The organism is Pseudomonas sp. ADAK2 TE3594 (genome assembly GCF_053628675.1).
This window is the reverse complement of sequence record NZ_JBRJGV010000001.1, coordinates 2,503,661-2,529,292: the sequence shown is the minus strand read 5'-3', so window position 1 is coordinate 2,529,292 and position 25,632 is coordinate 2,503,661. Positions and strand designations below refer to the sequence as shown.

The window sequence follows — 25,632 nt, the reverse complement described above, 5'->3', positions numbered from 1 at the left end:
AGCCAGCAGGCACACAGTTGTGGGAGCGAGCTTGCTCGCGATGGCGGAGTGTCAGGCAACATCGATATTGAATGTAAGGGCCTCATCGCGAGCGCTCCCACAATTTGGTCCCGGTTGACCACCAATTTGATGTTCGAGTTAGATCCCTGTGGGAGCGGGCTTGCCCGCGATGACGGTGTGTCAGGCGCCATCAATATTGACTGTGCCGCCCTCATCGCGGGCAAGCCCGCTCCCACAGTGGGCGGTGTTGTTCGCAAAATTTGGTGTACATCGCCAATTCCCTTGTGGGAGCTGGCTTGCTCGCGATGGCGGTGTGTCAGGCGATATCGATATTGACTGTGCCGCCCTCATCGCGAGCAGGCTCGCTCCCACTGGGTTTGGCGCTATCATGGCCGCCGGATTAACCCCCTGACTTTTATGAGACTGAGCATGACTTTCGATTTTGATCAGGTGTTCGACCGCCATGGCACCGGCAGTACCAAATGGAGCCGCTACCCGGCCGACGTGTTGCCGATGTGGGTCGCCGACATGGACTTTGCCGCGCCACCAGCGATCATTCAGGCGCTGCAAAAACGCCTGGAACACCCGATGCTCGGTTACAGCGTGGCTCAGGATGACTTGCGTGACGCCATCGTCGCCGACCTCTGGAGCAAGTACGCCTGGCGCGTGCAACCTCAGGAGCTGGTCTTCCTGCCGGGTATCGAGTCGGGTTTCAACATGGCCCTGAACGCGCTGGTTCAGCCGCAGCAGAACGTGGTCGTGCAGACACCAAACTACCCGCCGCTGCGCCATGCGCCGGGTCACTGGCAGCTGAACAAGGTCGAACTGGATTTCGACGCGTTGGCCGATGGCACGTATGCGACGCCGCTCGATGCCTTGCGCCAGGCACTGCAAGGGGGCGGCGCGCTGCTGCTGAGCAACCCGCATAACCCGCTGGGCAAGGTCTTCCCGCGCGAAGAGCTGCAAGCGGTCGCCGACATTTGCCTGGAGCAGGACGCCTGGATCATCTCCGACGAGATCCACGCCGAACTGTGCTTCGATGGGCGCGTGCACATCCCGACCGCCTCGCTCAGCCCGCAGATCGCCAAGCGCACCATCACCCTGATGTCGGCGAGCAAGGCTTACAACATCGCCGGTTTGAAGACTGCGTTCATGATCATTCAGGATCCGGCGCTACGTCATCGGGTCAACAACGCTCGCTGCGGCATGGTCGACAGCGTCAACCCGTTGGGCCTGGAAGCTACCCGCGTCGCCTACAGCGAAGGCGGTCCGTGGCTGACCGAGCTCATGGCCTACCTGCAAAGCAATCGGGATTATCTGGTGGAAGCGGTTCGCACGCGGTTGCCGGGTGTGACCATGAACATACCTCAGGGCACTTACCTGGCGTGGTTCGACTGCACGGCGCTGGGGCTGGATAACCCGCAGCAATTCTTCCTCGAACAGGCCAAGGTCGGGCTGAGCGCAGGGCTGGACTTCGGCGATCACGCCCAGCAATTCGTGCGCCTGAACTTCGGCTGCCCAAGGGCGCTGCTGGAAGAAGGGATCGCGCGGATGGAGCGTAGTTTGCGTAACCGCCAGGCCTGACAGCCCGGGGCGATGCCGAAAACCCGATGCCTGTGCATCGGGTTTTTTATGGGCGACAGGCGCAGCATCGACTCCTGTTCAAGGCGTTATGCGCTCCATGCAAGCTTTGATGAAGGCTTCCCGCTTCTGATCGTCTGGCAGCTTCATGAAGTTTTTCGGCTCGCAATTTTTCTCATTCACTTCGTATTTGCTTTCACAGCCAGCGAGGCATGCCAACGACAGTGCCAGTGCAACGAGCGATTGGGTGTTCATGAGCAACTCCTCATCGAGTTTCTTGCATCGCATTGAGCCTAACTCATGAGTTGGGTGTATGCAGAACAACGAGCTCTCCTCTTGCGCCAAACCCGTCGCAAGTCCACCCGTGCTGCTGGCCTCGGATGAAGCCAGCTACATCACCCTGACGCCGCTGCCGTGGCCTACGGGGGTCGCGGTGAGTCAGGGCTCTTGAGCGATCACCGAAATCTTGCCGTTGCGCTCGAACCGCCGTCGTTCATGGTGTGACCTGGCCTTGTTCACCGGCCAATGCACGTTGATGAAAAAACGACACCCGCTTCAAGGCATGTTCGGCGGCCAGTAACTGCACCCGGCTACGCGACCCGAAAAACCGGTGCTGGTGAGTGAATACGCGCTTCCCTCGCTCGGTCTGGTACGCCCAGGCAAAACAGGCGGTGCCGGCCGGAATCCCGTCGATATCCTCCGGCCCCAGAATGCCGGTGGTGGTTACCGCGACATTGGCGGGGCTGTCGCGCAATGCGCCCAAGGCCATTTCGCACGCCACTTCGCAACTGGTCAGGTTGAAGGTTTTGATCGTATCGGGGCTGACGTTAAGCAATCGCTGCTTGGCTTCAGGGGAATAAACCACATAGCCACTCTCGATCAGGTCTCCGCTGTCCGGCACCTCGGCCAGCAAAGTCACGATTTTTCCTGCAGTACAGGACTCGGCCGTCGTCAGTCGCAAGTCGTGTTGCCGCAAATAGTCGACGACGGATTGGCTGACGTTCATGGCCAGGCACCCAGGCAAGAGGAATTGCTCGGTTGACCTTCGCCGTTTGTAAACATTCCCTCCAGCCGACCGCTCCTGGTGCCCCCCGATAAAAAATGAACCCCCGGCGATGGACGCACCTCAATACTTCTAGGGGCCCCTATGCCGGGTCGCTCGTATCTGGAGGTCGTCATGTCCGCACATTTCGTCAGGCTGTTCACTCAGCCCAATTTCGTCTGGACAGATATTCGTAAGGAAGAGGAAGCCAATCCGCGCCATTACCTCGCTCATTTGCTGTTGCTCGCCTTGATCCCCGCCGTGTGCCTGTTTATCGGGACTACCTACGTCGGCTGGAGCCTGGCCGAGAATGAAACGGTCAAGCTCAGTACCACCAGCGCCCTGCAACTCTGCGGGCTGCTGTACCTGAGCATCATCGTCGGCGTGGTGCTGATGGGGCTGTTCATCCGCTGGATGTCGCGCACCTTCGACTCACGCCCCTCCGTCAATCAGTGCATCGGTTTTGCCGCCTACACCATCACCCCGTTCTTCCTCGCGGGCATCGCCGGGCTCTACCCGAGCCGCTGGCTGGCGATCACGGTGCTGGGGGCCGCCTCACTTTATTCAACGTTTCTGCTGTTCGTCGGCTTGCCGATCTTCATGCATGAGCGCAAGGAGCAAGGCCTGCTGAATGCGGCGAGCGTATGGGGTGTCGGGTTATTGGTGCTGGTGACTATCCTGGTGGAGATGATTCTGCTCTGGTTCAACTACCTGGGGCCTGAGTACTTGCGCGTGACTGGCGTTTGACTTTCCTGAGTCCGCCATTCGGCGGCGGTCGGCGGTACACCTCCGAGAACCGGGCATGAGCTTCATTGTATGGGTGGCGGTGTTGGGTGCGGTGCTGTTGACCTTGGCACTGACTTCGTCCTATCTGCGCTGGATGCCGGTGACCACGTCGGCGGTGTGCCTGGCGCTGGGCGTGGCGATCGGGCCGGCGGGCATGGGTTTGCTGAAGCTGGACATCAAGGACGCGGCGGTCTGGATGGAGCACCTGACGGAAGTCGCGGTGCTCTTTTCGCTGTTTGTCTGCGGACTCAAATTGCGCCTGCCGCTGAAGGATCTTCGATGGCGGGTGGCGTTCGGCCTGGCGGGACCGGTGATGATCTTGACCATCATTGGCGTCTGCCTGTTGCTGCATTACGGTTTTGCCCTGGCGTGGGGGCCGTCGTTGCTGATCGGGGCGATTCTGGCCCCTACCGACCCGGTACTGGCCTCGCTGGTGCAAGTCAACGACGCCAGGGATTACGACTCGGTGCGTTTCGGGCTCTCCGGTGAGGCGGGCCTCAACGACGGCATCGCCTTCCCCTTCGTGATTCTCGGTTTGCTGTTTGTGCAACAGAGCGGCGATAGCCAGGCCTGGCTCGGTGAGTGGGCATTGAAAAGTGTGCTGTGGGCGGTGCCTGCCGGCTTGCTCACCGGTTACTGGATGGGTCACGGCATCGGTCGCCTGACCTTGTCGATGCGTATCAGGAATGCCGACAGCACCCTCTCCCCTAACGACTACCTGGCCCTGGCCCTGATTGCACTGGCCTACGTCGCGGCCGAGGAGATCAACGGCTATGGCTTTCTGTCGGTATTCGCCGCTGGCCTCGGATTGCGCCAGGCCGAAGTCAAATCCACCGGTGACACTTTGATGCCCGCCGAGCATCTGGTGCAACCGGTGGTCGGCCACCAGAACGTCGAACCTGAGGCTGCCGTCCACGGTGATGTGGCGAACTTGCCGGAAACCCAGGTGGCGGCCGGCATCATGATGGGCGACATGCTGGCATTCGGCAGTTTGGTGGAACGGGCCATGGAAGTGTTTCTGGTCACCCTGCTGGGTGTGGTGCTGGTGGGCCATTGGGATTGGCGAGCGTTGGTGGTTGCACTGGTGTTGTTCTGTGCCATTCGCCCCTTGTGTGTAGGGATCATGCCGTGGGGGCGCTTGCTGGACGGCCGCCAGCGCCTGTTGATCGGCTGGTTCGGGATTCGCGGCATCGGGAGCTTTTATTACCTGTTCTACGCCTTGAACCATGATCTCGGTCCGGCGGCGGCGACGCTGTGCACCGACCTGACGTTGTCGGTGGTGGCGCTCAGCATTCTGGCGCATGGCATCAGTACTCAACCGATGCTGGCCCGTTATGAGCGGCGCAATCAGCAGGACGTCTGACGAAGGTCGGTCAACCTGCACTGAACAGCAAACTGGATTCATGCAGGCTGCACGATAAAAGCCAGTTAAAAATCATCGCAACCTATTGTTTTTATTCTTGTTTTCTTAACATTTGAAACAGGCACGAGAAATGCTCCAGCAGTGAGAGCGACAACGGCAGGAAGACCGTTTGCGCTTGACCCGTGACTAAACAAGAGGTTTGACCATGAACGCCATTGACCTGTTGAAAACCGACCATGAGCGCGTAAAAGGCATCCTGGCCCAGTTGAGCGAGTCCACTGAACGTGGGGTGAAAAAACGCACCGAGTTGCTGGCCAAACTGGAAATGGAAATCAAGATCCATACCCGCCTGGAAGAAGAAGTCTTGTACCCGGCGTATAAAAAGGCCGGGGGCAAGGAACAGGATGTGATGTATTACGAAGCCAAGGAAGAACATCGCACCGTCGATTCGCTGGTGCTTCCCGACCTGAAAACCACCGATCCCTCCAGCGTCGAATTCGCCGGTCGAGTGAAAGTGGTCAAGGAACTGCTGGAACATCACATCGAAGAAGAGGAAAAGGAGATGTTTCCTCAGGCCAAAAAGCTGCTGGGCAAAGCGACGCTCGACGAATTGGGTGTTGAGATGGAAAGCCTGAAAGCCCGCTACAAAAAAGAACTGGGTGCGTCTAATCTCGCGGCTTGATGGGGGGAATAGCAAAGACCGGCGAACTGCTTTTCGTAGGAGCCAGGCTTGCCGGCGAAGGCGCTCTCAAGGACGCCTTCGCCGGCAAGCCTGGCTCCTACATATCCATATCCATGTCCAATTTGCCCCCGACTATCACTTCATCACCAAGGCAATGATTTCCACCAGATTGAGTTGGGTAAAGGGTTTGGACAGGCGTGGGAGTCTGGCCGCCAAGCCTTCCAGACGCTCGGCGTAACCGGTGGCGAGGATGATCGGCAGCTGTGGCCTGATGTTGCGGATAATCTGCGCCAATTGCTCGCCGTTCATTTTGGGCATCGCCATGTCCGTAATGACCAGGTCAATCGCGGGTTCACTGTCGAGTAGCTCCAGCGCCTGCGCGCCGGACGAGGCACTGATCACCCGATGGCCCAGGTCCTCGAGCAACAGGCTGGTACTGGTCAACACCAGGCTGTCGTCGTCCACGACCAACACACACAGACGAGGCACCCGCGACATGGCTACCTCCTCGATAGCGGATGTAGTGGTCGAGTTGGCCAGTGCAACGGGTAACCAGAGTTCAGCCGTGGTGCCGACGTCCTTCCGGCTTTTCAGAATGAAGCGTCCTCCCAATTGCTCCATATACCCATGAACCATCGATAACCCCAGGCCAGTGCCTTTGCCGACGCCTTTGGTGGTGAAGAAGGGGTCCATGGCCGACGCCAGGGTAGCGTCATCCATGCCCTCCCCCGTATCCGTGACACTCAGGCAGACATAACGGCCTGCCGTCAGGGACAGCTTCTGATCGTGGACCTCATGTGTCTGGGCGCTGATGATGAGTTTCCCGCCGTTGGGCATGGCATCGCGGGCGTTGGTGGCCAGATTCAGCACCGCCAGTTCGAGCTGATTGACGTCGGCCATCACCGGCTCGAGTTCGGGCGCAAAGCGGGTTTCTATGCCCACCGCAGGCCCCAGGGAGCTGCGCAACAGCCCGGTAATTCCCTGTATCAGTGCTGGTATTTCAACGGATTCAGTCTTTAGTTCCTGACGCCTGGCAAACGCCAGCATGCGCTGGGTCAAGGAAACGCCACGCAAGGCGCCTTGAGTGGCGTTGTCGAGCAAACGGGTAATTCTCGGGTCGTCTGCCGCACGTTTACGAACGATTTCCAGATTGCCGAGAATAACGGTCAGCAGATTATTGAAGTCGTGGGCAATCCCGCCGCTGAGTTGACCGATGGCCTGCATCTTTTGCGCCTGAAACAACGCTTCGCGGGTTTTCTCAAGGGCTTGCTGGGCTTGGGTCACCTCGGTGATGTCCCGAGTGATCTTGGCAAATCCCAGCAACGTGCCGGTTTCGCCCCAAATCGGGTCGACCACCACATGCGCGAAAAACCGCGTGCCGTCCTTGCGCACGCGCCAGGCCTTGTTTTCGAATCGCCCCTCGCGTGTAGCGATCTCCAGCGCACGCTGGGGTTCACCGGCTTCGCGGTCTTCAGGGGTGTAAAACATCGAGAAATGCTGGCCGATAACTTCTTCGGGCCGGTAGCCCTTGATTCGCTGAGCCCCCAGATTCCAGTTGGTCACGCGTCCATCAGGGGCGAGCATGTAGATGGCGTAGTCGGTGACGCTTTGCACCAGCAGCCGGAACTGCTGCTCGCTTTGCTTGAGGGTTTCTTCGGCCATTTTGCGGTCGGTCAAATCCCGGGTGATCTTGGCAAAACCCAGCAATTTGCCCGACGGATCGCGAATGGGATCGATGATGACGTGGGACCAGAAATGCGTGCCGTCCTTGCGAACCCGCCAGCCTTCGCCCTCGAAACGCCCTTCGTGAATGGCGGTATCAAGGGCGCGCTGAGGCAAACCGGCCTTGCGGTCCTCTTCGGTATAAAAACGCGAGAAATGCTGACCAAGAATCTCCGCCTCCTCATACCCTTTGAAACGCTTGGCGCCAGCGTTCCAACTGGTGATGATGCCATCGGGGTCAATCATGTAGATCGCGTAGTCCACCACGGCATCGATCAGCAGACGAAAGCGCATCTCCTCGATGGCATTGATCTTGGTCCGGTCATCGCTCATGGAGCCCTGTCCTTATTGTTGTTCTTCTGGAGTATGCGACAAACCGCTCGTTTGGAAATTCCAAAAAACCAATACGTGGTGAGGACACTACTCAACAGGCTAAAAAGGCGCCGATTTCATCGACCACCAGCGCGGCAGCAATTGCTTGACCTTGCTCTCGCCAAACCGGTCATCGATCAGCATCACTACCCCTTGATCCTGCTGAGTGCGGATCACCCGCCCCGCTGCTTGCACGACTTTCTGCACGCCAGGAAACAGGTAGGTGTAGTCATACCCGGCACCGAAAATCGCCGCCATGCGCTGTTTCATCTGTTCGTTGACTGGATTGAGTTGCGCCAGCCCCAAGGTGGCAATGAATGCACCAATCAACCGCGCGCCGGGCAAATCGACGCCTTCGCCGAATGCGCCACCCAGCACCGCAAACCCTACGCCCTGACTATGGACGGTGAATTGATCGAGAAACGCCTGACGCGGCCCTTCCCCCATTCCCCGGGACTGCGACCACAGCGTGATGTGCGGATGCCGCTCGGCCAGCAACTGCGCCACTTGCTGCAAATAGTCGAAGCTGCTGAAAAACGCCAGGTAGTTGCCAGGGCGCTGGGTGAACTGTTTGGCAATCAGCTCGACGATGGGCTCAAGGGACGCCTGACGGTGGACATAGCGAGTCGAAATCTGGCTGACGATGTGCACCTGCAACTGATCGGCGTGAAATGGCGATTCCACATCAATCGATACCGTGTTCGCCGGTGTTCCCAGCAAATCCGCGTAGTAATGCCGAGGGCTCAGGGTGGCGGAAAAAAGCACGGTGCTGCGCGCAGCGGTCAAGCGCGGGCGGATGAAACCGGCAGGCACAACATTGCGCAGGCATAGCTGCGACAGGTTGCGCTTGCGCTCGAGGTCGCGTTTGCTGATATCGAACAGGAAATGCTCATCGAACAGTTCAGCCACGCGGCCGAATTGCAGCATGTCGAAGTAAAAATTCTGCAAGCCGCTGTCCAGGCCCTGAGGGTGATCATTCAGGTAGTCGCCGATGCTCGCGCAGCACAAGGACAGCGCCTGAAGCAGTTTTTCCGGGGCTTTGTCGTAGGCCTGATAGGGGCTGAGTTGCAGATCATGCAGGGCATTCCATTCGCGATTGACCCGCTGCAAGGATCTCTTCAATGCCTCAGGCGCGGTTTTTCGCACGCTGTTCAACGTCCCCTGGTCGAGGCTGGCGCTGTACATCTGCCGGCCGCGCTCTACCAGATTGTGGGCTTCGTCCACCAGCACCGCGACGTTCCAGTTATTGGCCTGGGCCAGCCCGAACAGCAACGCACTGAAGTCGAAATAATAGTTGTAGTCGGCGACCACCACGTCCGCCCAGCGGGCCATTTCCTGGCTGAGGTAGTAGGGACAAACGTCATGCTGCAGGGCAACCTCGCGCAAGGCGCTCTGGTTCAGCAGGCTCAATTGGCTGGCGGCCTGACGCGCGGCCGGCAGACGATCATAAAAACCCTGGGCCAACGGGCACGACTCGCCATGGCAGGCCTTGTCCGGGTGCTCGCACGCCTTGTCCCGGGCGATCATTTCGAGAACTCGCAAGGGGGGAGCATCGGCACTGTCGAGGATGACCTGAGCGGCGTCCAGCGCCAATTTGCGCCCCGGAGTTTTCGCCGTGAGAAAGAACACCTTGTCCAATTGCTGCGGCGCCAAGGCCTTGAGCATCGGGAACAGCGTGCCTACGGTCTTGCCGATACCGGTCGGAGCCTGGGCCATCAGGCAGCGACCGGTGCTGACAGCCTTGAACACCGACTCGGCCAGATGCCGCTGCCCGGGACGGAAATCGGCATGGGGAAATGCCAACTGTTGCGCCGCCAGATTGCGCCCTTCGCGATGGGCCATTTCCTGCTCGGCCCAGTGCAGGAACAACCCGCAATGGTGCTCGAAGAACAGCTGTAGTTCGGCGGCGCTGAAAGCCTCGACCAGACAGGTTTCCTTTTCGCTGACAATGTCGAAGTACACCAGCGCCAGATTGATGCGTTCCAGCTGCAGTTTCTGGCACATCAACCCACCGTAGATCTTCGCCTGCGCCCAGTGCAGCTGCCGGTGGTTGGCCGGTTGTTTGCTCAGGTCGCCACGGTAGGTCTTGATTTCTTCGAGGCAGTTTTGCGCCGGATCGTAGCCGTCTGCCCGACCTTGCACGGTCAAGGTCCGATACTGGCCCTCAAGCGCGACTTCATTCTGGTAACCCTCGCTGCGCCGTGAGGCCACGGTGCGATGCCCGACGATGCCCTCCAGCGCGGTCGGCGACGGAGTGAAACGCAGGTCGAGGTCGCCAACCTTGGCGGTGAATTCACACAGCGCCCGCACCGCAATGCTGTAGCTCACGCGCCCTGCTCCGCCCATTGCACGTAGCAGACGGCGATCGGCATCTGGTGCTCGTGACAGAACTCCAGCCAGCGCAATTGATTGTCCTGCAACCGATCGCCGGGGCCTTTGACTTCGATCATCCGGTAGGTTTTGTCTTGCGGCCAAAACTGGATCAAGTCCGGCATGCCGGCGCGGTTGGCCTTGATGTCGAGCAAAAGACGATTGAACCAGTGCTTGAGGTGTTCGGCAGGCAGACAGTCGAGCGCCTGCTCCAACAGTTCCTCGCTCAGTGCGCCCCAAAATACGAACGGCGACTGCACGCCCCACTTGGCGCTATAACGCTCGCGGACAGTGTGCACATAACGCCCGTCATCGAGTTCGGCGAGGCAGGCTTGAAACAGATCCGCGCGCCGCGCATGAAAGTCTTCGTGGAGCAGGTCCACCGGACCGCGCTGGAACGGGTGAAAAAACGCCCCCGGCAACGGCGCGAAGATCGCCGGCCAGCACAGCAGCCCGAACAGCGAGTTGATCAGGCTGTTCTCGACGTAATGCACCGGCGCCGACTCCTGCTCCAGGTGTGCCTGAACGTAAGACTCCACCGACAACGCCGGATCGTGCCTGGGCAGTTGCAGGTCCAGGCGCTGCATGGCCCGAGGGGCTGGTCGCTTGATCGGCGGCCCGCCCAGTTTGCGCCGCAGCCTGGGCAGCACACGCGATAGATGCTGATGCTCGGCAGCGCTTTCAGGGGCTTGTTCGGCGTGGGCGGCCAGGTCCATCGCCAGTTGGTATTCAGCACAGCGCTCCAGCACGCGAATCAGCCGCAGACGCGCGCCGGGGTAGGCGCATTCGCGGTACAGGCTCAGGGCTGCGGAAAAATCCGCGACGCGCTCGCAGTGCTGACCGATCTGGAACAGCAGTTTGCCCCGACGTCTTTGCAGCCAGGGATTGTCGAGTTGCAGCCCGTTGATCTGCTCGACAATCGCCGCCACGTCTTCACCCGCCTCGAAACGCTGCTGACAGCTGTGCAGGAACAGGCAGGCGTCGACATCCTCGCGGCTGCGCAAGCCTCTGGACTCGGCGCAGAATTCGACCTTCTCGTAGGTAAAGATGCCCAGGTCGGCCAGCACGAACTCCGACCAGTCCTGGTAAAGATTGCCGAAGAACATCAGCCGCAGCCGGTCGCACAGGCCCATGACGGTCACGCTGAACAATCGATCATTCAGTGCCGGACACCACTGGGCAAAACTTTGCGCCTCGGGAAACTGCTCGCTCAGGGCCGGCAGCCAATCGGTCTTTTTGCCTTTCGGCTGATCGATGGCGCTGCCAAAGCACTGGAGAATCTCGGCCTTGAGCAGTACCTCGAACAAGTCCTCGATGTGCAATGGCGACTGCTGGTCGATCCAGCCCGATGCCAGCAACGGCGCCGCAGCGTTGTCGATGTCGCCGATCTCGACGTAACTCAGTTTGCCGGCCCTGAAATGCACACCCTTGCGCATCACCAGTCTGACCAGCAAGGCTTGGGACTCGCGGGGCAATCGATTGAAGTCGCGGATGAAATCCTGTTCCTCGACGCTCAATACATCGACATAGCGATGCTCAAGCCAATCAAGCACTTGCATGAAGTTGTTCAAGTAATAGAACGGGTCGTCGAGAGGATTTACAATCACGGGCAAAAAGGGCCATGGCAAACGAGTACTGGTTATGCGTACAGATACCAGCTATGCCCCACCCGGTGCAAACGGAAAAGGATCAGTGGCGACGCTATTCGGCAAATTTCGGGTGACCATCGAACTTTCTGCCATTCCATCGCACCAACCGCGTTAGAGGCACAGCGACGATTGACCTCAAGCGGGGCTGTCGCGCTGTTTTTTTTCAGTGATGAGAGGTGTGTATGAATATCAAGACTCTGGGTTTGCCCCTGGCAGTAGCGGCCTTTCTGGCCCTGGCCGGTTGCTCGACGCCAACGGTTGTGACCCTGCAAAACGGCACCCAGTATTTGACCAAGGACATGCCAAACACCAAAACCAAGGACGGCTTCTTTGAGTTTGAAGATATTTCCGGGGCGAAAGTGAAAGTCCGGGCCGATGACGTGGCCACGGTTCGCAAGGAAGACTGACCACGTTAAACGCAAAACCTGTAGGAGCGAGGCTTGCCCGCGAAGAATGCACCGCGGTTTTTCAGGTATTACGCGTCATCGTTCTTCGCGGGCAAGCCTCGCTCCTACAACGCTTGTGCAATCGCCTTTCCGACCTCTTGGGTCGAGCCCTTCCCGCCCAGGTCCGGCGTGATCGGCCCCTCGGCAATCACCCGTTCGATCGCCTGCACAATCCCGTCGTGCGCGGCGCGATAACGCTCATCACCGTTCCCCAGAAAATCCAGCATCAACGCACCGGACCAGATCATGGCGATCGGGTTGGCGATGTTGCGCCCGTAGATGTCCGGGGCCGAGCCATGTACGGGCTCGAACAGCGACGGAAAACGCCGCTCGGGATCGAGGTTGGCCGACGGTGCAATGCCGATGGTGCCGGCGCAGGCAGGTCCCAGGTCGGACAAGATGTCGCCAAACAGATTCGACGCCACCACCACATCGAAGCGGTCCGGTTGCAGCACAAAACGCGCGCACAGGATGTCAATGTGTTGCTTGTCCCAGGTGATGTCCGGGTACTGCGCGGCCATCAACGCCGTGCGTTCGTCCCAGTACGGCATGCTGATGGAAATCCCGTTGGACTTGGTCGCCGCCGTCAGGCGCTTGCGCGGTCGGGTCTGGGCCAGGTCGAAGGCAAACTTGAGAATCCGGTCGACGCCACGTCGGGTGAACACTGACTCTTGCAGCACGAATTCATGCTCGGTGCCTTCGAACATCTTGCCGCCGACCGACGAATACTCGCCCTCGGTGTTCTCGCGGATCACCACGAAATCGATGTCGCCCGGTTTGCGCCCGGCCAGCGGGCACGGCACGCCGGGAAACAGCCGCACCGGGCGGATGTTCACGTACTGGTCGAAGTCGCGGCGAAACTTCAGCAGCGAACCCCACAGGGAAATGTGATCCGGCACCTTGTCCGGCCAACCTACGGCGCCAAAGTAAATCGCGTCGAAGCCCTTGAGTTGGTCGAACCAGTCATCGGGCATCATCTGCCCGTGTTCCAGGTAGTAATCGCAGTGAGCCCAGTCGAGCACTTCGATGCTCAAATCGAGCTGCCACTTTTTTGCGGCCCGCTCCAATACTCGCAACCCTTCCGGCAGGACTTCCTTGCCGATGCCATCGCCGGCAATCGCGGCGATTCTGAATGGTTTACTCATTAATCATGCCTCGCAAAATGGCTGTGCAATCGGTGTCACAGCCCACCAATGTGGAAGGCTTTGACTTCAAGGTATTCATCCAGGCCGTACTTGCTGCCTTCGCGCCCCAGGCCCGACTGTTTGATGCCGCCGAACGGCGCGACTTCCATGGAAATGATCCCGGTGTTGAGACCGACCATGCCGAACTCCAGCGCCTCGCCGAACCGCCATGAGCGACGCAAGTCCTGGGTGAAATAGTAGGCGCCCAGGCCATAGGGCGTGGCATTGGCCAACGCGAGGGCTTCGGCTTCATCGGTAAAGCGCATCAACGGCGCCACCGGGCCGAAGGTTTCTTCGTTGGCCAGGAGCATGCCGGCGTGGGTGTCGCCGAGGACGGTCGGTTGCACAAACTGGCTGTCCCCCTCGGGAATACCACCGCAGAGCAACCGCGCACCCTGGCTCAGGGCGTCGTCGATGTGCCGGGCGACCTTGCTCACCGCCGCCGGGTTGATCAGCGGGCCGATGGTGACGTCGGCGTCCAAACCATTGCCGACTTTGAGCTTGCCCACCTCTTCCACCAAGCGCTGGGCGAAGCGTTCGTAGATGCCGTCCTGCACCAGGATGCGATTGGCGCAGACGCAGGTCTGGCCGGCATTGCGGAACTTGCTGAGCATGATGCCGGCGACGGCCTGTTCCAGGTCGGCGTCGTCGAACACGATGAATGGCGCGTTGCCGCCCAGTTCCAGGCTTAAGCGCTTGATGTGTTCGGCACTCTGACGCATCAGCAGCCGACCGACAGCGGTGGAACCGGTGAAGGAAATCTTGCGCACCGTCGGGTTGCCCGTCAGCTCTTCGCCGATGCCCGCAGGCATCCCGGTCAACACGTTGAACACCCCGGCCGGGATGCCGACGCGTTCGGCCAACACCGCCAGGGCCAGGGCCGATAGCGGGGTCAGGTCCGAAGGTTTGACGATGATCGGGCACCCGGCTGCCAGGGCCGGCGCGCACTTGCGAGTGATCATCGCGTTGGGGAAATTCCACGGGGTGATCGCAGCGCACACACCCACCGGTTGTTTGAGCGTCAGCAGGCGCCGGTCGCCACTAGGGGCCGGCATGGTTTCGCCGTAGACCCGACGGGCCTCTTCGGCGAACCACTTGACGAAGCCGGCGCCGTAGCGGATTTCGCCCTTGGCCTCGTTCAGCGGTTTGCCCTGCTCACAGGTCATGATCAAGGCGAGGTCGTCGAGGTTGTCGATCATCGCCTGATACCAGCGCTCCAGCAGAGCCGCTCGTTCCGCCGCCGGGCGTGCACGCCATGCAGGCCAGGCGCGTTCGGCGGCTTCGATGGCGCGCCGGGTTTCCGTGCCTTGCATGGCCGGGACTCGGGCGAGCAATTGGCCGGTGGCCGGGTCGATGACGTCCAGGGTCGCGGCGTTATCGGCGCCGATCCACTGCCCGTCGACATAAGCAAGTTCTGCCAGAAGGCTGGGGTCTTTCAAACGATTCTTGAGCATGGTCGAGTCCTGATCCGAGACATTTCCAGTCTAGGGAGATGCCACGGATGAGGATGCTGAAAGCGTCTGATGGGCAGTGTTGGATGCTGAAATTTGCGGTGGGACGGCAGGCTCTACCGAGTTCCAGGGCAAACAAAAAAACCTGTGGGAGCGGGCTTGCCCGCGATGAGGGACTGACATTCCACATTGATGTTGACTGACAGGCCGCCATCGCGGGCAAGCCCGCTCCCACAAGGTAAATCACAGTTTCAGGGAACCGAGCAGGCCATCCAAAAACCGCTCGCCGGCCTGCATCTGGCTGATCTCGATAAACTCGTCCGGCTTGTGCGCCTGTTCGATCGAACCCGGGCCGCAGACCACCACTGGCACATCCAGACGCTGCTTGAACAACCCGCCCTCGGTGCCGAACGAGACTTTGGCGGTACCGGTGTCCGGGGCGGCGAAGTTCTTCAGGAAGCGTACCGCTTCGACGCTCGGGTGGGTATCGAGGCCGGGATAGACGTTGACCGTTTCAATTTCGATTGCTGCGACACTGGACAGTTTTTTCGCCTCGCGCACGATCACTTCGGCCCGCTCGCGCATCTGCTCCAGGAACTGATCCAGATCGTCCGCCGGCAAGTTGCGTACTTCGAAATCCAGAGTGCACAGGTTCGGCACGATGTTCAGCGCCTTGCCGCCGACAATCTGTCCGACATGCACGGTGCTGTAAGGCACGTCGTAGTCGGCATCCTGCGCGCCCTGCGCTTGCAGTTGCTGCTGGCTCTGACGCAGTGCCGCGATGAAATCGCAGGCGACGTGAATCGCATTGACCGAACGCGGTGCCAAGGAGGAATGGGCTTCCAACCCACGACAATAAGTGCGGTAAGAGCCTTTGCCCTTGTGCCCCAGCACGAACTGCATGTTGGTCGGCTCACCGATCAGGCACAGAAACGGCCGCACCGGCGCCAGGTGCAACACGTCGAGCAGACGTCGAACCCCCACACAACCAGTCTCTTCGTCATGGGACAGGGCGATTTGTAGTGGTCGGCTCAAGGAATGGTCGGCGGCATCGAGCATGGCGTCGATGGCCAACGCGATAAAACCCTTCATGTCGCAACTGCCACGGCCGTAAATCCGGCCGTCCTGCACCGTCGCCTGAAACGCTGGAAAGGTCCAGGCCTGCCCCGCTGCCGGCACCACGTCAGTGTGCCCGGAGAGCAAAATCCCCGGCAATTCCTTGGGGTCGGTGCTGGCGAACAGGTTGGCCTTTTTGCCTGTTTCGTCCTTGACGATCAGCGACTCGATGCCCTTGCTCAGCAACAGGTCGCGCACGTACTCGATAAGGGCCATGTTCGACTCTGACGACACGGTGTCGAAGGCCATCAGGCGCTTGAGAATATCCAGTACACGGGGTTTCATGAGGCCCTGCTCCTTTTCTCAGTTGTCCGTTGCTCGGCTGAAGGGGCGAACCGACTGATGGAGAACGGCCCGATCGAGGTACTCGTGCTGCCGGTACTGATCAGTTCAGCCATCACGTCGCCGACGCCGGGGCCGAGCTGGAAGCCGTGGCCGCAGAAGCCGAACGCGTAGTACAAGCCGTCAACGTTGCCGCTCGGCCCCATCACCGGCAGGGAATCGGGCAGGTAGCCTTCGATACCGCTCCACACGCGGATGATGTTCAAGTTGCCAACACCCGGCAGCAAGCGACGCATCTGCTCCATCTGATTGAGAATGCTGCGCGGCTCGACATAGGCGCGGCGGTTGAGCATGTCCGGTTTACTCCGGTAACCGCCGCCGATGATGATGTTGCCGCGCGGGATCTGTCGGAAGTAGATCACTTCTTCGGGAATTTTGGTGTACACGCCAATCACCGTCGGCAAGGCGTAAGGCACTGGCTCGGTCACGGCCATTTGCGGGCCGTGGGTGTCCAGAGGCACCGGCTCGCCGAACTGTGCCGAGAGTTTCTGGCCCCAGGCGCCGGCCGTGATCAGCAAACGCTCGGCGCTGAATTGACGGCCATCGGTGGTGGTCACCGTGAACTCGCCGCCGACTTTCTGCACGTCGGCGACTTCGGTCTGTTCTTCAATCCGCGCACCGAGGCGGCGTGCTGCCCGGGCAAATGCCGGAGCGGCCAGTCGCGGATTGGCGTGGCCATCGTGGGGCGCGTAAGAGCCGCCTTTCACATCCGGCCCGAGGAACGGAAAGCGCTCGTGCAGCTCGGCGCCGCGATAGATCTTCAAGTCCAGCTGCGCCGCCTCGGGCGCTGCCGCGTAGGCTTCAAGCTCAGGGATTTCGTCTTCGCGATAACACACGCGCATGTGCCCGCTGGCGATGAACTCAAGGTCGTCATCGATCAACTCCGGCAAGCGTTTCCACAGCGCCCAGGAACGGTTGGCCAATTCCAGTTGCCCGAGGAAGCGCCCCTGACGCCGGACGTTGCCGAAGTTCACGCCGCTGGCGTACTGACCGATCTGGTCGCGCTCCAGCAGAATCACCGACTGCCCGCGCTGGCGCAGGAAAAACGCCGCCGCCGAGCCCATCAGGCCGCCGCCGACAATCACCACATCGGCTTTTTGTAGCGTCATGGCGACACCTCCTCGGTGAGCATCGAAAGGGGTTTCACCGGCGCTTGACCACGCTGCCGGCCGACCTGTTGCACGCTGACGCCCGCAGCGGCGGCAATCACTTCGGCCCCGGCCTGGGAACAATAACGGCCCTGACAGCGGCCCATGCCTACTCGGCTGAAGGCCTTGGCCCGATTGACTTCACAGGCGCCCTTCTCACTCACGGTGCGGCGCAACTCGCCGGCACTGATCATCTCGCAGCGGCAGACGATGGCGGAATCCGGCAAGGCTTTGGCTTGTGCCGCTGGCCATGGGAACGCCTGGGCCAGGCCGAGGCGAAACTCATCCATCACCGCCAGCGCGTGCCGTTGTTCGTCACGCAACCCGATGTTCACCGGTTGCTGCAAATCTTCCAGCAACGCCATGGCCACCAGTCGCCCGGCGTGCTCGGCGGCATCGGCACCGCGAATCTTCGACCCGTCCCCGGCGGCATACACACCGCTGACTGAGGTGCGGCCCGCTTCATCGACGGCCAGCCACCACTGGCTGGAGGCTTCGTCGAAACGCATGCGGCAACCGGCCAGGTCGGCCAATTGGGTTTCCGGGCGCAAGTGATAACCCAAGGCCACGGCATCGCAATCGATCGTCAGGGTTTCGCCTTTCGCCGTGCTGATACGCACCCCACTGACCCCACTGGCGGCGTCACCCAGTACTTGCAGGGGGGTGATCCCCAAGTGCAGCGGGATCTTCGCCCGATAAAGCTGCGCCAGCAGTTTCATCCCGGTGAACAGCAATCCCGGGCGCGCCAACAACTTGGGCAAGGCGCCGATGCGTTTGCTCAGCGGCGAAGTGTCGAGTACCGCCGCGACCGTGGCCCCGGCCTTGACGTATTGGCTGGCGACCAGATACAGCAACGGCCCGCTGCCCATGAACACCACGCGATGACCAATGGAAACCGCCTGGGATTTCAGTGCGATCTGCGCCCCGCCGAGGCTGTAAGTGCCCGCCAACTGCCAGCCTTCAATCGGCATCAAGCGGTCGGTGGCGCCGGTGCACAGGATCAGTTCGTCGTAATCCACCGTCGAGTGCTTGCCCTGGCTGACGCAGCACAATTGCCCCGGCGTCAGGTTCCACACAAGGGTGTCTGGGCGGTAGTCGATCTGCCCGCGCAAACGGTCGAAGCTCTGATGCAAATCCTTGGCCTTGGCGGCTTCGGTGCCATACAAGGTGACGTAATCCCGGGTAAACCCTTCGGGCTGGCGACGGTAGATCTGCCCGCCATCCCGGCGATTCTCGTCGATCAGGATCGGTTTGAGGCCCGCCGCCAACAGTGTTTCGGCACAACGAATGCCGGCCGGCCCGGCACCGACGATAACCACCCGATGAGTGCTCAGCCGTGCAGTGGCCATATCGCCTCCGGTTGTGTGGTGACGATGTCCAGCCCTTCATGGACTTCATTGGAGCAGGCACGCAGGCGTTCGCCGCTGCGAGTCCAGACCCAGCAATCCTGGCAGGCGCCCATCAGGCAGAAGCCGGCGCGACGGCCCGAATCGAACTCCGACTGGCGCAACGCCGAACCCTGGGTCAGCAACGCGACCATCAGCGTGTCGCCCTGCAATGCCTCGATAGGCGAACCGTCCACCGTCAGTTTGACGGTCGGCCGGCCCTGCTCGGCCAGCCTCACAAAACGCCCCTTCATGCGTAGGCTCCCAGGCTCATGGTGGTTAGGTCCCGCTGAGTTTTCAGCAACTCGGCACTGTCGTGATGGCAAAGGATTTCGCTGCCGCCGTCGATGATCCGCCGGTTCGGCGCGGTGCGATTGCACAGGCCGTCGACCCGCACCGGGCAGCGACTGAGGAAGGTGCACAGCTCTGGCACATTGGCCTTGGCGCCGATCGGCGGCAGCGTGCCGCAAGTGGTGCCGCAGTTTTCCAGCCAACCCTGTCGCAGCTCCGGCACCGAATGGATCAACAGGTCGGTGTAGGGATGAAACGGTGCCTGGGCGAAAGACTGCCGAGTGCCGGCCTGAACCTTGTGGCCGCTGTACATCACCACAATGTCGTCGCACAGCGCCCGCACCGTGGAAATGTCGTGGCTGATGAACAGATACGACACCCCCAGTTGCTGGCGCAGATCGCGCAGCAGTTCGAGAATCGCCGCGCCGACCACGGTGTCCAGCGCCGAGGTCACCTCATCGCAGAGGATCAGGTCCGGTTTCGCCGCCAGGGCCCGCGCCAGGTTGACCCGCTGCTTTTGCCCGCCGGAGAGTTCATTCGGGCGTCGTTCGGCCATGGCTCGCGGCAGGCGCACCAGGTCCAATAGTTCGCCAATCCGCTCGCGCAGTGCGGCGCCCTTGAGGCCGAAGTACATCTTCAGCGGACGGCTCAGGATGGTGCCGACGCTGTGCATTGGGTTGAGCGCGGTGTCGGCGTTCTGGAACACCATTTGAATCCGTCGGAATTGCTCGTCAGTACGCTCGGACAGGCTCCCGCCCAGTGGCTGGCCATCGAAGGTCAGGCCGCCCAATGCTGGCGTCAGCAACCCGGCCACCACCCGCGCCAGGGTCGACTTGCCGGAACCCGACTCCCCGATCACCCCGATGGCCTGGCCTCGACGCACGGTCAGGTCGATGTCTTCCAGCACGCGGATTGCCGGCATGCCTTGCAGGTTCTTGTTGCCGTAACCGGCGGTCAGGCCCTGAATAGTCAGCAGTGGTGTTTCTTCGGCGATGCCGCAAGGTGGGCGGATCGTCGTGTCCGGGCGGGCTGCCAGCAACAGGCTGCGGGTGTATTCGTGGGTCGGGGCTTTGAGCAGCGGCGCGGTGGCGCTCTGTTCGAAGATCTGCCCGCCGTTGAGCACGACGATCTGATCGGCCATTTGCGCTACGACCGCCAAGTCGTGGGACACATAAACCGCCGTCGCGCCACGCTCGCGGACCACGCGTTTGAAGGCGCGCAGTACGTCGATCTGGGTGGTCACGTCGAGGGCGGTGGTCGGCTCGTCGAGCACCACCAGCAATGGATCGCTGATCAGCGCCATGGCCGCCATCACTCGTTGCAACTGCCCACCGGACACCTGATGCGGATAACGTTGACCGATGTGATCGGGATCCGGCAGGGCCAGGTCGCGGAACAGTTCGATGGCCTTGGCTTCAAGCACCGCACGGCTGCCCAGACCATGAATCAGCGCGCCTTCGACCACTTGGTCGATCAGCTTTTTCGCCGGGTTGAACGCGGCGGCGGCGCTCTGGGCGATATACGACACCCGATTACCGCGCAGGCCTTGCAGCTCGCTTTCGCTCAACGCCAGCATGTCGTGTTCGCCGACCTGCACCACCCCACCCGCCAATCGGCAGCCGCGCCGGGCATAGCCGAGCAGCGCCAGGGCGATGGTGGTCTTGCCGGAGCCGGACTCACCGATCAGCGCCAGCACTTCACCTTTGGCCAGAGAGAAACTCACGCCCTTGACGATTTCCACCTCGCCGCGCTCACCACAGGCGACCACGCGCAGGTCTTCGACTCGAATCAAATCACTCATTTCAATGACCTCCCGCACGTCGACTACGCCGTGACGAGAGTCGGTCGATGAACAGATTCACGCCAATGGTCAGGGTGCCGATGGCCAGCGCCGGAATCACGATGGCCGGCGCGCCCTGATTGAGGCCGCCGATGTTCTCGCGCACCAATGAACCAAGGTCGGCATCCGGTGGTTGCACACCCAGGCCAAGGAAGCTCATGCCACTGAGCAGCAGCACGATGAAACCGAAGCGCAGCCCCAAATCCGTCAGCACCGGGTTGAGCATGTTCGGCAGGATTTCCACACAGGCGATGTACAGCCGACGCTCGCCACGGGTGCGGGCCACTTGCACGTACTCCAGCGCTTCGATATTCACTGCCATGCTGCGGGCAATGCGGAACGCGCCCGGAGTGAAACTAAGCACCGCGGTGCAGATCAGCAACAACACCGAGGAGCCGAAAGCCGAGACCATGATCAACGCCAGCATCTTGCTCGGGATGGAAATAAAGGCATCCATCAAACGGCTGATCACCTCGTCCAGCCACTTCGGCGAAACCACCGACAGCAGCGCGCAACCGGTACCCAGTGTGCTGGCCAGCACCGCCGAAACCAGCGCCAGGCCCACGGTGAACCGCGCACCAACGAGAATGCGGCTGAGCATGTCGCGGCCCAAGTAATCGGTGCCCAGCGGGTAGGCCGCGCTGAGGCTATCGAAGACGTTGTCGGAGATCACTTCGCCCACCGGGTGCGGCGCCAGCCAAGGGCCGAAGATGGCCACCAGCAACCAGATCACACACATCGCAGCGCCGACCAGGCCGAGCCACGACGGCCCATGGGAGACTTTGCCCAGCGCCAGTTCGGGTCCGGCAGGCGCCGATTTCGCAATGAGATCGTTCATTGGTTTCTCAGCCTCGGATTGGAAAGAATCGCGCACAGGTCGGCAATCAGCACCAACCCCAGGTACGCCGTACAAAACAGCATGGTGCAGGCCTGAACCAGCGCCATGTCGCGGTTGGTCACCGCATCGACCATCAGGCTGGCGATGCCGGGATAGTTGAAGATCGTCTCGACGATCACCACCCCGCCCAGCAGGTAGGACAGGCTCAGGGCGATGGCATTGGCAATCGGCCCGATGGCATTGGGCAAGGCATGGCGCAGGACGATTCGCATCGGGCTCACGCCTTTGAGCCGGGCCATTTCCACGTAGGCGCTGTCGAGTTGATCGATCACCGCCGCCCGGGTCATGCGCGCCATTTGCGCAACAATCACGCAGCACAACGTCATCACCGGCAAGGCGTAGGTGCGTAGAAATTGCAGGGGTGAGGTAATGTCGCTGGCATAGGACAACGCCGACAGCCAGCCCAGGTTCACCGCAAAGATCAGCACCGCCAGGGTTGCCACCAGAAACTCCGGCACCGCGACCAGGGCCAGGGTGACAAAGCTGAGGAAACTGTCGATGCGCCCACCCCGGCCCATGGCCGAACCGATGCCGAGGATCAGCGCCACCGGCACCGACACCAGCGCCGTGACGGCCGCCAGCATCAGCGTGTTGGGAACGCGCCCGGCCATCAGGTCGCTGACCGGCATCGCGTTGGACACCGACTGCCCCATGTCACCGCTGAGCAGGTTCATCAACCAATGCAGGTAACGCACCACACCGGGTTGATCCAACCCCAGTTTCAGGCGCAAGGCCGCCACCTGTTCCGGCGTGGCGAATTGCCCGAGCGCCTGTTGCGCCGCGTCCCCCGGCAGTACCGCCGTAATGGCGAACACCACCATGGACACGATCAACAAGGTCACGACCGCCGCGCCCAGGCGCCGGCCGATCAACCACAGTGTGTTGCTATTCATCGCCCTGCCCTCATGCAATATCCCCGCGTTACACGCTTGCGCCGCCGATCAGGCATCCAGCCAGATCTGCTCGGCGAACATGTAGCCCATGAAACCGCCCAACGGGTTGCTGCCGTAGCCTTTGATGCGCTGGTCGACGCCGTCGATGTTGCTGATGAACACCGGCACACCGATGCCGCTGTGGTCGTGCACCAGGGCCTGCATGTCGGCGTACATCTTGCTGCGCTTGGCGTCGTCGGTTTCACCACGGGCGAGCATCAGCAACTGGTCGAACTGATCGTTCTTCCAACCCGATTCATTCCAGGGCGCGGTGGACTGGAAGAACTGCGAGAACATCACGTCGGCGTTCGGCCGTGGGTTGATGTTGCCGAAGCTCAGCGGGTGCTTCATCCAGTGGTTGGACCAGTAGCCGTCGCTGGGCAAGCGGTTGACATCGAGCTTGAGCCCGGCCTGTTTCGCCGATTGCTGCAGCAGCACGGCGATGTCCACCGAACCGGTCGCGGCCGGTGAGCACATCAGCGGCATGCTGATGCTTTCCATGCCAGCCTTCTTCAGCAGGAATTTGGCTTTTTCCGGGTCGTAGACCCGCTGCGGCAGGTCGGCGTTGTAGTAGCGCGAACCGGGGGAAATGGGATGGTCATTACCGACCACCGCAAAGCCTCGGAACACCGCGGACTTGACCTGTTCGCGATCGAGCAGGTGCTTCATGGCCTGAGTGAATTCGGCGCTTTTGCCGGGCATCTGATCCTGACGAATGATCAAATCGGTGTAGTTGCCCGACGGTGCATCGACGACGCGGTGGGTGGTGCTGGCCTTGATCCGCGTGGTCGAGCGCGGGTTGACCTCGTTGATGATGTGCACGTCGCCCGACAGCAACGCATTGATCCGTGACGGTTCGTCGGCAATCGCGATGAACTCGATTTCGTCCAGGTATGGCAGGCCCGGTTTCCAGTAGCCGGTGTTGCGCGCGGCAATCGAGCGCACGCCCGGTTTGAATTCCTTGACCTTGAACGGCCCGGTGCCGATGCCCTGGTTGAAGTCGGTGGTGCCTTCGGGAACGATCATCAGGTGCGACACCGCGAGGATCGACGGCAGTTCGGCGTTCGGCGCGCTCAGGCGGATCTGCACTTCGTGGGTGCCGGTGGCCTTGATCTCCTCGAACTGCGCCATCAGCGGCATGACCTTGGAACCGGTCAGCGGGTCCTTGTGGCGCGACAGCGAGTACACCACGTCCGCGGCGCTCAGGGTCTTGCCATTGTGGAAGGTCACGTCCTTGCGCAGGGTGATGATCCACAGCGTCGCGTCGGTGTTGTCGATGCGTTCGGCCAGTTCCAGTTGCGGCACCAGATGGCTGTCGAATCGGGTCAGGCCGTTGTAGAACATGAAGTGACGCACGTAGTCGGTGGACAACGCGCCCTTGGCCGGGTCCAGGGTATCGGCGGTGGAGCTGGACATGCCGGCGACGCGAATCCGCCCGCCCGGCTTGCCTTTGCCCGGGGTCGCGGCTTCTTCGGCGAAGAGCTTGCCGGCGGCGCCGAACAGGCTACCGGCACCCGCTGCGGCGACACCCGCCACGCCGAGCATCTGCAAGGCGTTGCGGCGCGACATGCCGCGATTGAGGCCTTCGAATACCCGCAGGCTTTCCTGGCCGGAGATCAGTTGGGAGTCGATCTTGTTGTCAGTCATATCAGTTGTACCTGTCGAAAAAATGAGGCTCGAGTGCTCGCGGTTAACCGGAGCGTCCTGGAAACGCAAACGACGGTGACGCCACAACATCAACTCAATGCAAATAGTCCTGAAAACGGTAATAAGCGCCTACGAACGGCAGGAACCACGGCTTGCCGAAATGCCCGGGAATCGCCGGCCAGTCGAGTTCGCGCCAGGGATTGGCCTCGACCTTGCCGGCCATCACCTCGGCCATCACCTGGCCCATATGCACCGACATCTGTACGCCATGGCCGCTGTAGCCCATGGAGTGATAAACCCCGCCGTGCTGACCGGCGCGAGGCAAGCGGTCGGAGGTCATGTCCACCAGCCCGCCCCAGCAGTAGTCGATCTTGACGTTGGCCAACTGCGGGAACATCTGCACCATCGCCGCTTGCAGCACCTTGCCGCTCTTGGCGTCGGACACGCTGTCGGACATCGCAAACCGCGCACGGCCGCCGAACAGCAAGCGATTGTCCGGGGTCAGGCGAAAGTAGTTACCAATCATGCGACTGGTGACATAGGCACGCCGACCGGGCAGCAATTGATCGATCAGGGTCTGTGGCAGCACCTCGGTGGCGATCACGAAACTGCCGACCGGCACGATCCGCCGCCGATACCAGCCCAGGCCGCCGTGCTGACAGGCACCGGTCGCCAGCAATACTTGCCCGGCGTGCAGCGAACCCTTGGCGGTGTTGACCCGATAGCCGCCGGCCTGGGCTTTCCAGTCTGTCACTGGCGTGCCTTGATAGATCAACGCGCCATGACGCGCCGCCGCCTCGGCCAGCCCCACACCGAAGCGCCCGACGTGCATCTGCACGCCGTTGCGCTGCAGTAAACCGCCATGGAACTGGGCCGAATTCACTTCAGCGCGGGTCTGTTCGGCGGACAGCAACTCGACCTCGGCATCGACTTCCTTACGAATCAATTCGCAGGTACGCGCCAGGCCTTCGTAGTGCATCGGTTTGGCCGCCAGTTTGAGCTTGCCGTTGCGCTTGAGGTCGCAGGCGATTTGCTCCTGCTCCACCAGCGACACCACGCTGTGCACCGCGCTTTCATAGGCCTGGTAATAGGCGCGGGCCTTGTCGGCACCGAGGCTGGCGCTCAGCCCGGCGTAGTCCTGGGCAACGCCGGTATTACACTGGCCGCCGTTGCGCCCGGAGGCTTCGCCGATCACCCTTCCAGCTTCCAGCACCACCACACTGGCGCCCTGCAGCGCCAATGCCCGAGCCGCCGCCAGGCCGGTGAAACCACCACCGACGATGGCCACGTCGACCTGCCCGGGCAACGCACCGGGCTGAGCACCGGTAAACGCCGGTGCGGTGTCGAGCCAGTAGGATTCACTGCCCATGTTTAATCCACCTATG

21 protein-coding genes are annotated in these 25,632 nt (G+C 61.2%); 5 read left to right on the top strand and 16 right to left on the bottom strand.

Annotated elements, in window-relative coordinates; translation table 11 throughout:
* Window positions 1–429 precede the first annotated feature (429 nt).
* Window positions 430–1,584, top strand: coding sequence for a MalY/PatB family protein (locus AB7M22_RS11435; protein WP_454186355.1), 1,155 nt, complete (start codon window positions 430–432; stop codon window positions 1,582–1,584).
* A 78-nt stretch (window positions 1,585–1,662) separates the two neighbouring features.
* On the opposite strand, the gene trbK is transcribed toward AB7M22_RS11435, so the two are convergent.
* Window positions 1,663–1,836 carry an entry exclusion lipoprotein TrbK gene (trbK, locus tag AB7M22_RS11430; RefSeq protein ID WP_080772170.1) on the bottom strand — a complete coding sequence of 58 codons (174 nt, stop codon included), beginning with the start codon at window positions 1,834–1,836 and terminating at the stop codon, window positions 1,663–1,665.
* A gap of 238 nt (window positions 1,837–2,074) precedes the next feature.
* On the bottom strand, window positions 2,075–2,587 hold the full coding sequence (locus AB7M22_RS11425) for a CinA family protein (protein ID WP_454186354.1): 513 nt from the start codon (window positions 2,585–2,587) through the stop codon (window positions 2,075–2,077).
* A gap of 171 nt (window positions 2,588–2,758) precedes the next feature.
* On the opposite strand from AB7M22_RS11425, the gene AB7M22_RS11420 reads away from it, so the two are divergent.
* The 3 genes from AB7M22_RS11420 to AB7M22_RS11410 all read left to right on the top strand — a co-directional run bounded on the left by AB7M22_RS11420 (window position 2,759) and on the right by AB7M22_RS11410 (window position 5,454).
* Window positions 2,759–3,370 (top strand): Yip1 family protein, encoded by a 612-nt coding sequence (locus AB7M22_RS11420; RefSeq protein WP_454186353.1) that lies wholly within the window; start codon window positions 2,759–2,761, stop codon window positions 3,368–3,370.
* A gap of 55 nt (window positions 3,371–3,425) precedes the next feature.
* On the top strand, window positions 3,426–4,772 hold the full coding sequence (locus AB7M22_RS11415) for a cation:proton antiporter (RefSeq protein WP_454186352.1): 1,347 nt from the start codon (window positions 3,426–3,428) through the stop codon (window positions 4,770–4,772).
* Between the two features lie 205 nt (window positions 4,773–4,977).
* Complete coding sequence (locus tag AB7M22_RS11410) at window positions 4,978–5,454, top strand: hemerythrin domain-containing protein (protein WP_454186351.1); 477 nt, start codon at window positions 4,978–4,980, stop codon at window positions 5,452–5,454.
* Window positions 5,455–5,589: 135 nt separating this feature from the next.
* Here AB7M22_RS11410 and AB7M22_RS11405 read toward each other — a convergent pair whose 3' ends face one another.
* The 3 genes from AB7M22_RS11405 to AB7M22_RS11395 form a co-directional block, all read right to left on the bottom strand.
* Window positions 5,590–7,509 carry a PAS domain S-box protein gene (locus tag AB7M22_RS11405; protein ID WP_454186350.1) on the bottom strand — a complete coding sequence of 640 codons (1,920 nt, stop codon included), beginning with the start codon at window positions 7,507–7,509 and terminating at the stop codon, window positions 5,590–5,592.
* 99 nt (window positions 7,510–7,608) lie between these two features.
* On the bottom strand, window positions 7,609–9,876 hold the full coding sequence (locus AB7M22_RS11400; RefSeq protein WP_454186349.1) for a helicase C-terminal domain-containing protein: 2,268 nt from the start codon (window positions 9,874–9,876) through the stop codon (window positions 7,609–7,611).
* Entirely contained in the window at window positions 9,873–11,525 is a 1,653-nt protein-coding gene (locus AB7M22_RS11395; RefSeq protein ID WP_454186348.1) for a VRR-NUC domain-containing protein, read from the bottom strand. Before AB7M22_RS11395 ends, AB7M22_RS11400 begins: the two co-directional genes overlap by 4 nt.
* Window positions 11,526–11,749: 224 nt before the next feature.
* Here AB7M22_RS11395 and AB7M22_RS11390 point away from each other — a divergent pair, with 224 nt between their 5' ends.
* Window positions 11,750–11,974: a YgdI/YgdR family lipoprotein gene (locus tag AB7M22_RS11390; RefSeq protein ID WP_008012287.1), complete on the top strand. Its 225-nt coding sequence runs from the start codon at window positions 11,750–11,752 to the stop codon at window positions 11,972–11,974.
* Between the two features lie 104 nt (window positions 11,975–12,078).
* Here AB7M22_RS11390 and AB7M22_RS11385 read toward each other — a convergent pair whose 3' ends face one another.
* The 11 genes from AB7M22_RS11385 to AB7M22_RS11335 all read right to left on the bottom strand — a co-directional run bounded on the left by AB7M22_RS11385 (window position 12,079) and on the right by AB7M22_RS11335 (window position 25,616).
* Window positions 12,079–13,158, bottom strand: a complete 1,080-nt coding sequence (locus AB7M22_RS11385; RefSeq protein WP_454186347.1) for a tartrate dehydrogenase — start codon at window positions 13,156–13,158, stop codon at window positions 12,079–12,081.
* A 35-nt stretch (window positions 13,159–13,193) separates the two neighbouring features.
* Window positions 13,194–14,651, bottom strand: coding sequence for an NAD-dependent succinate-semialdehyde dehydrogenase (locus AB7M22_RS11380; RefSeq protein ID WP_454186346.1), 1,458 nt, complete (start codon window positions 14,649–14,651; stop codon window positions 13,194–13,196).
* Between the two features lie 240 nt (window positions 14,652–14,891).
* Complete coding sequence (gene argE / locus AB7M22_RS11375; RefSeq protein ID WP_454186345.1) at window positions 14,892–16,049, bottom strand: acetylornithine deacetylase; 1,158 nt, start codon at window positions 16,047–16,049, stop codon at window positions 14,892–14,894.
* Window positions 16,046–17,215, bottom strand: coding sequence for an NAD(P)/FAD-dependent oxidoreductase (locus AB7M22_RS11370; protein WP_454186344.1), 1,170 nt, complete (start codon window positions 17,213–17,215; stop codon window positions 16,046–16,048). Before AB7M22_RS11370 ends, argE begins: the two co-directional genes overlap by 4 nt.
* Entirely contained in the window at window positions 17,212–18,603 is a 1,392-nt protein-coding gene (locus AB7M22_RS11365) for an FAD-dependent oxidoreductase (RefSeq protein ID WP_454186343.1), read from the bottom strand. Before AB7M22_RS11365 ends, AB7M22_RS11370 begins: the two co-directional genes overlap by 4 nt.
* Window positions 18,585–18,893: a (2Fe-2S)-binding protein gene (locus AB7M22_RS11360; RefSeq protein WP_454186342.1), complete on the bottom strand. Its 309-nt coding sequence runs from the start codon at window positions 18,891–18,893 to the stop codon at window positions 18,585–18,587. The genes AB7M22_RS11365 and AB7M22_RS11360 overlap by 19 nt, the downstream gene beginning before the upstream one ends.
* Window positions 18,890–20,731, bottom strand: a complete 1,842-nt coding sequence (locus tag AB7M22_RS11355) for an ABC transporter ATP-binding protein (RefSeq protein ID WP_454186341.1) — start codon at window positions 20,729–20,731, stop codon at window positions 18,890–18,892. The genes AB7M22_RS11360 and AB7M22_RS11355 overlap by 4 nt, the downstream gene beginning before the upstream one ends.
* Window position 20,732: 1 nt before the next feature.
* On the bottom strand, window positions 20,733–21,608 hold the full coding sequence (locus tag AB7M22_RS11350; RefSeq protein WP_192344681.1) for an ABC transporter permease: 876 nt from the start codon (window positions 21,606–21,608) through the stop codon (window positions 20,733–20,735).
* Window positions 21,605–22,561, bottom strand: coding sequence for an ABC transporter permease (locus AB7M22_RS11345; protein WP_123359465.1), 957 nt, complete (start codon window positions 22,559–22,561; stop codon window positions 21,605–21,607). Before AB7M22_RS11345 ends, AB7M22_RS11350 begins: the two co-directional genes overlap by 4 nt.
* A gap of 48 nt (window positions 22,562–22,609) precedes the next feature.
* The gene (locus tag AB7M22_RS11340) at window positions 22,610–24,247 is read right to left on the bottom strand and encodes an ABC transporter substrate-binding protein (RefSeq protein ID WP_454186340.1); all 1,638 of its coding nucleotides are present in this window, start codon (window positions 24,245–24,247) and stop codon (window positions 22,610–22,612) included.
* A gap of 94 nt (window positions 24,248–24,341) precedes the next feature.
* Entirely contained in the window at window positions 24,342–25,616 is a 1,275-nt protein-coding gene (locus AB7M22_RS11335) for an NAD(P)/FAD-dependent oxidoreductase (RefSeq protein ID WP_454186339.1), read from the bottom strand.
* Between the last annotated feature and the right edge of the window lie 16 nt (window positions 25,617–25,632).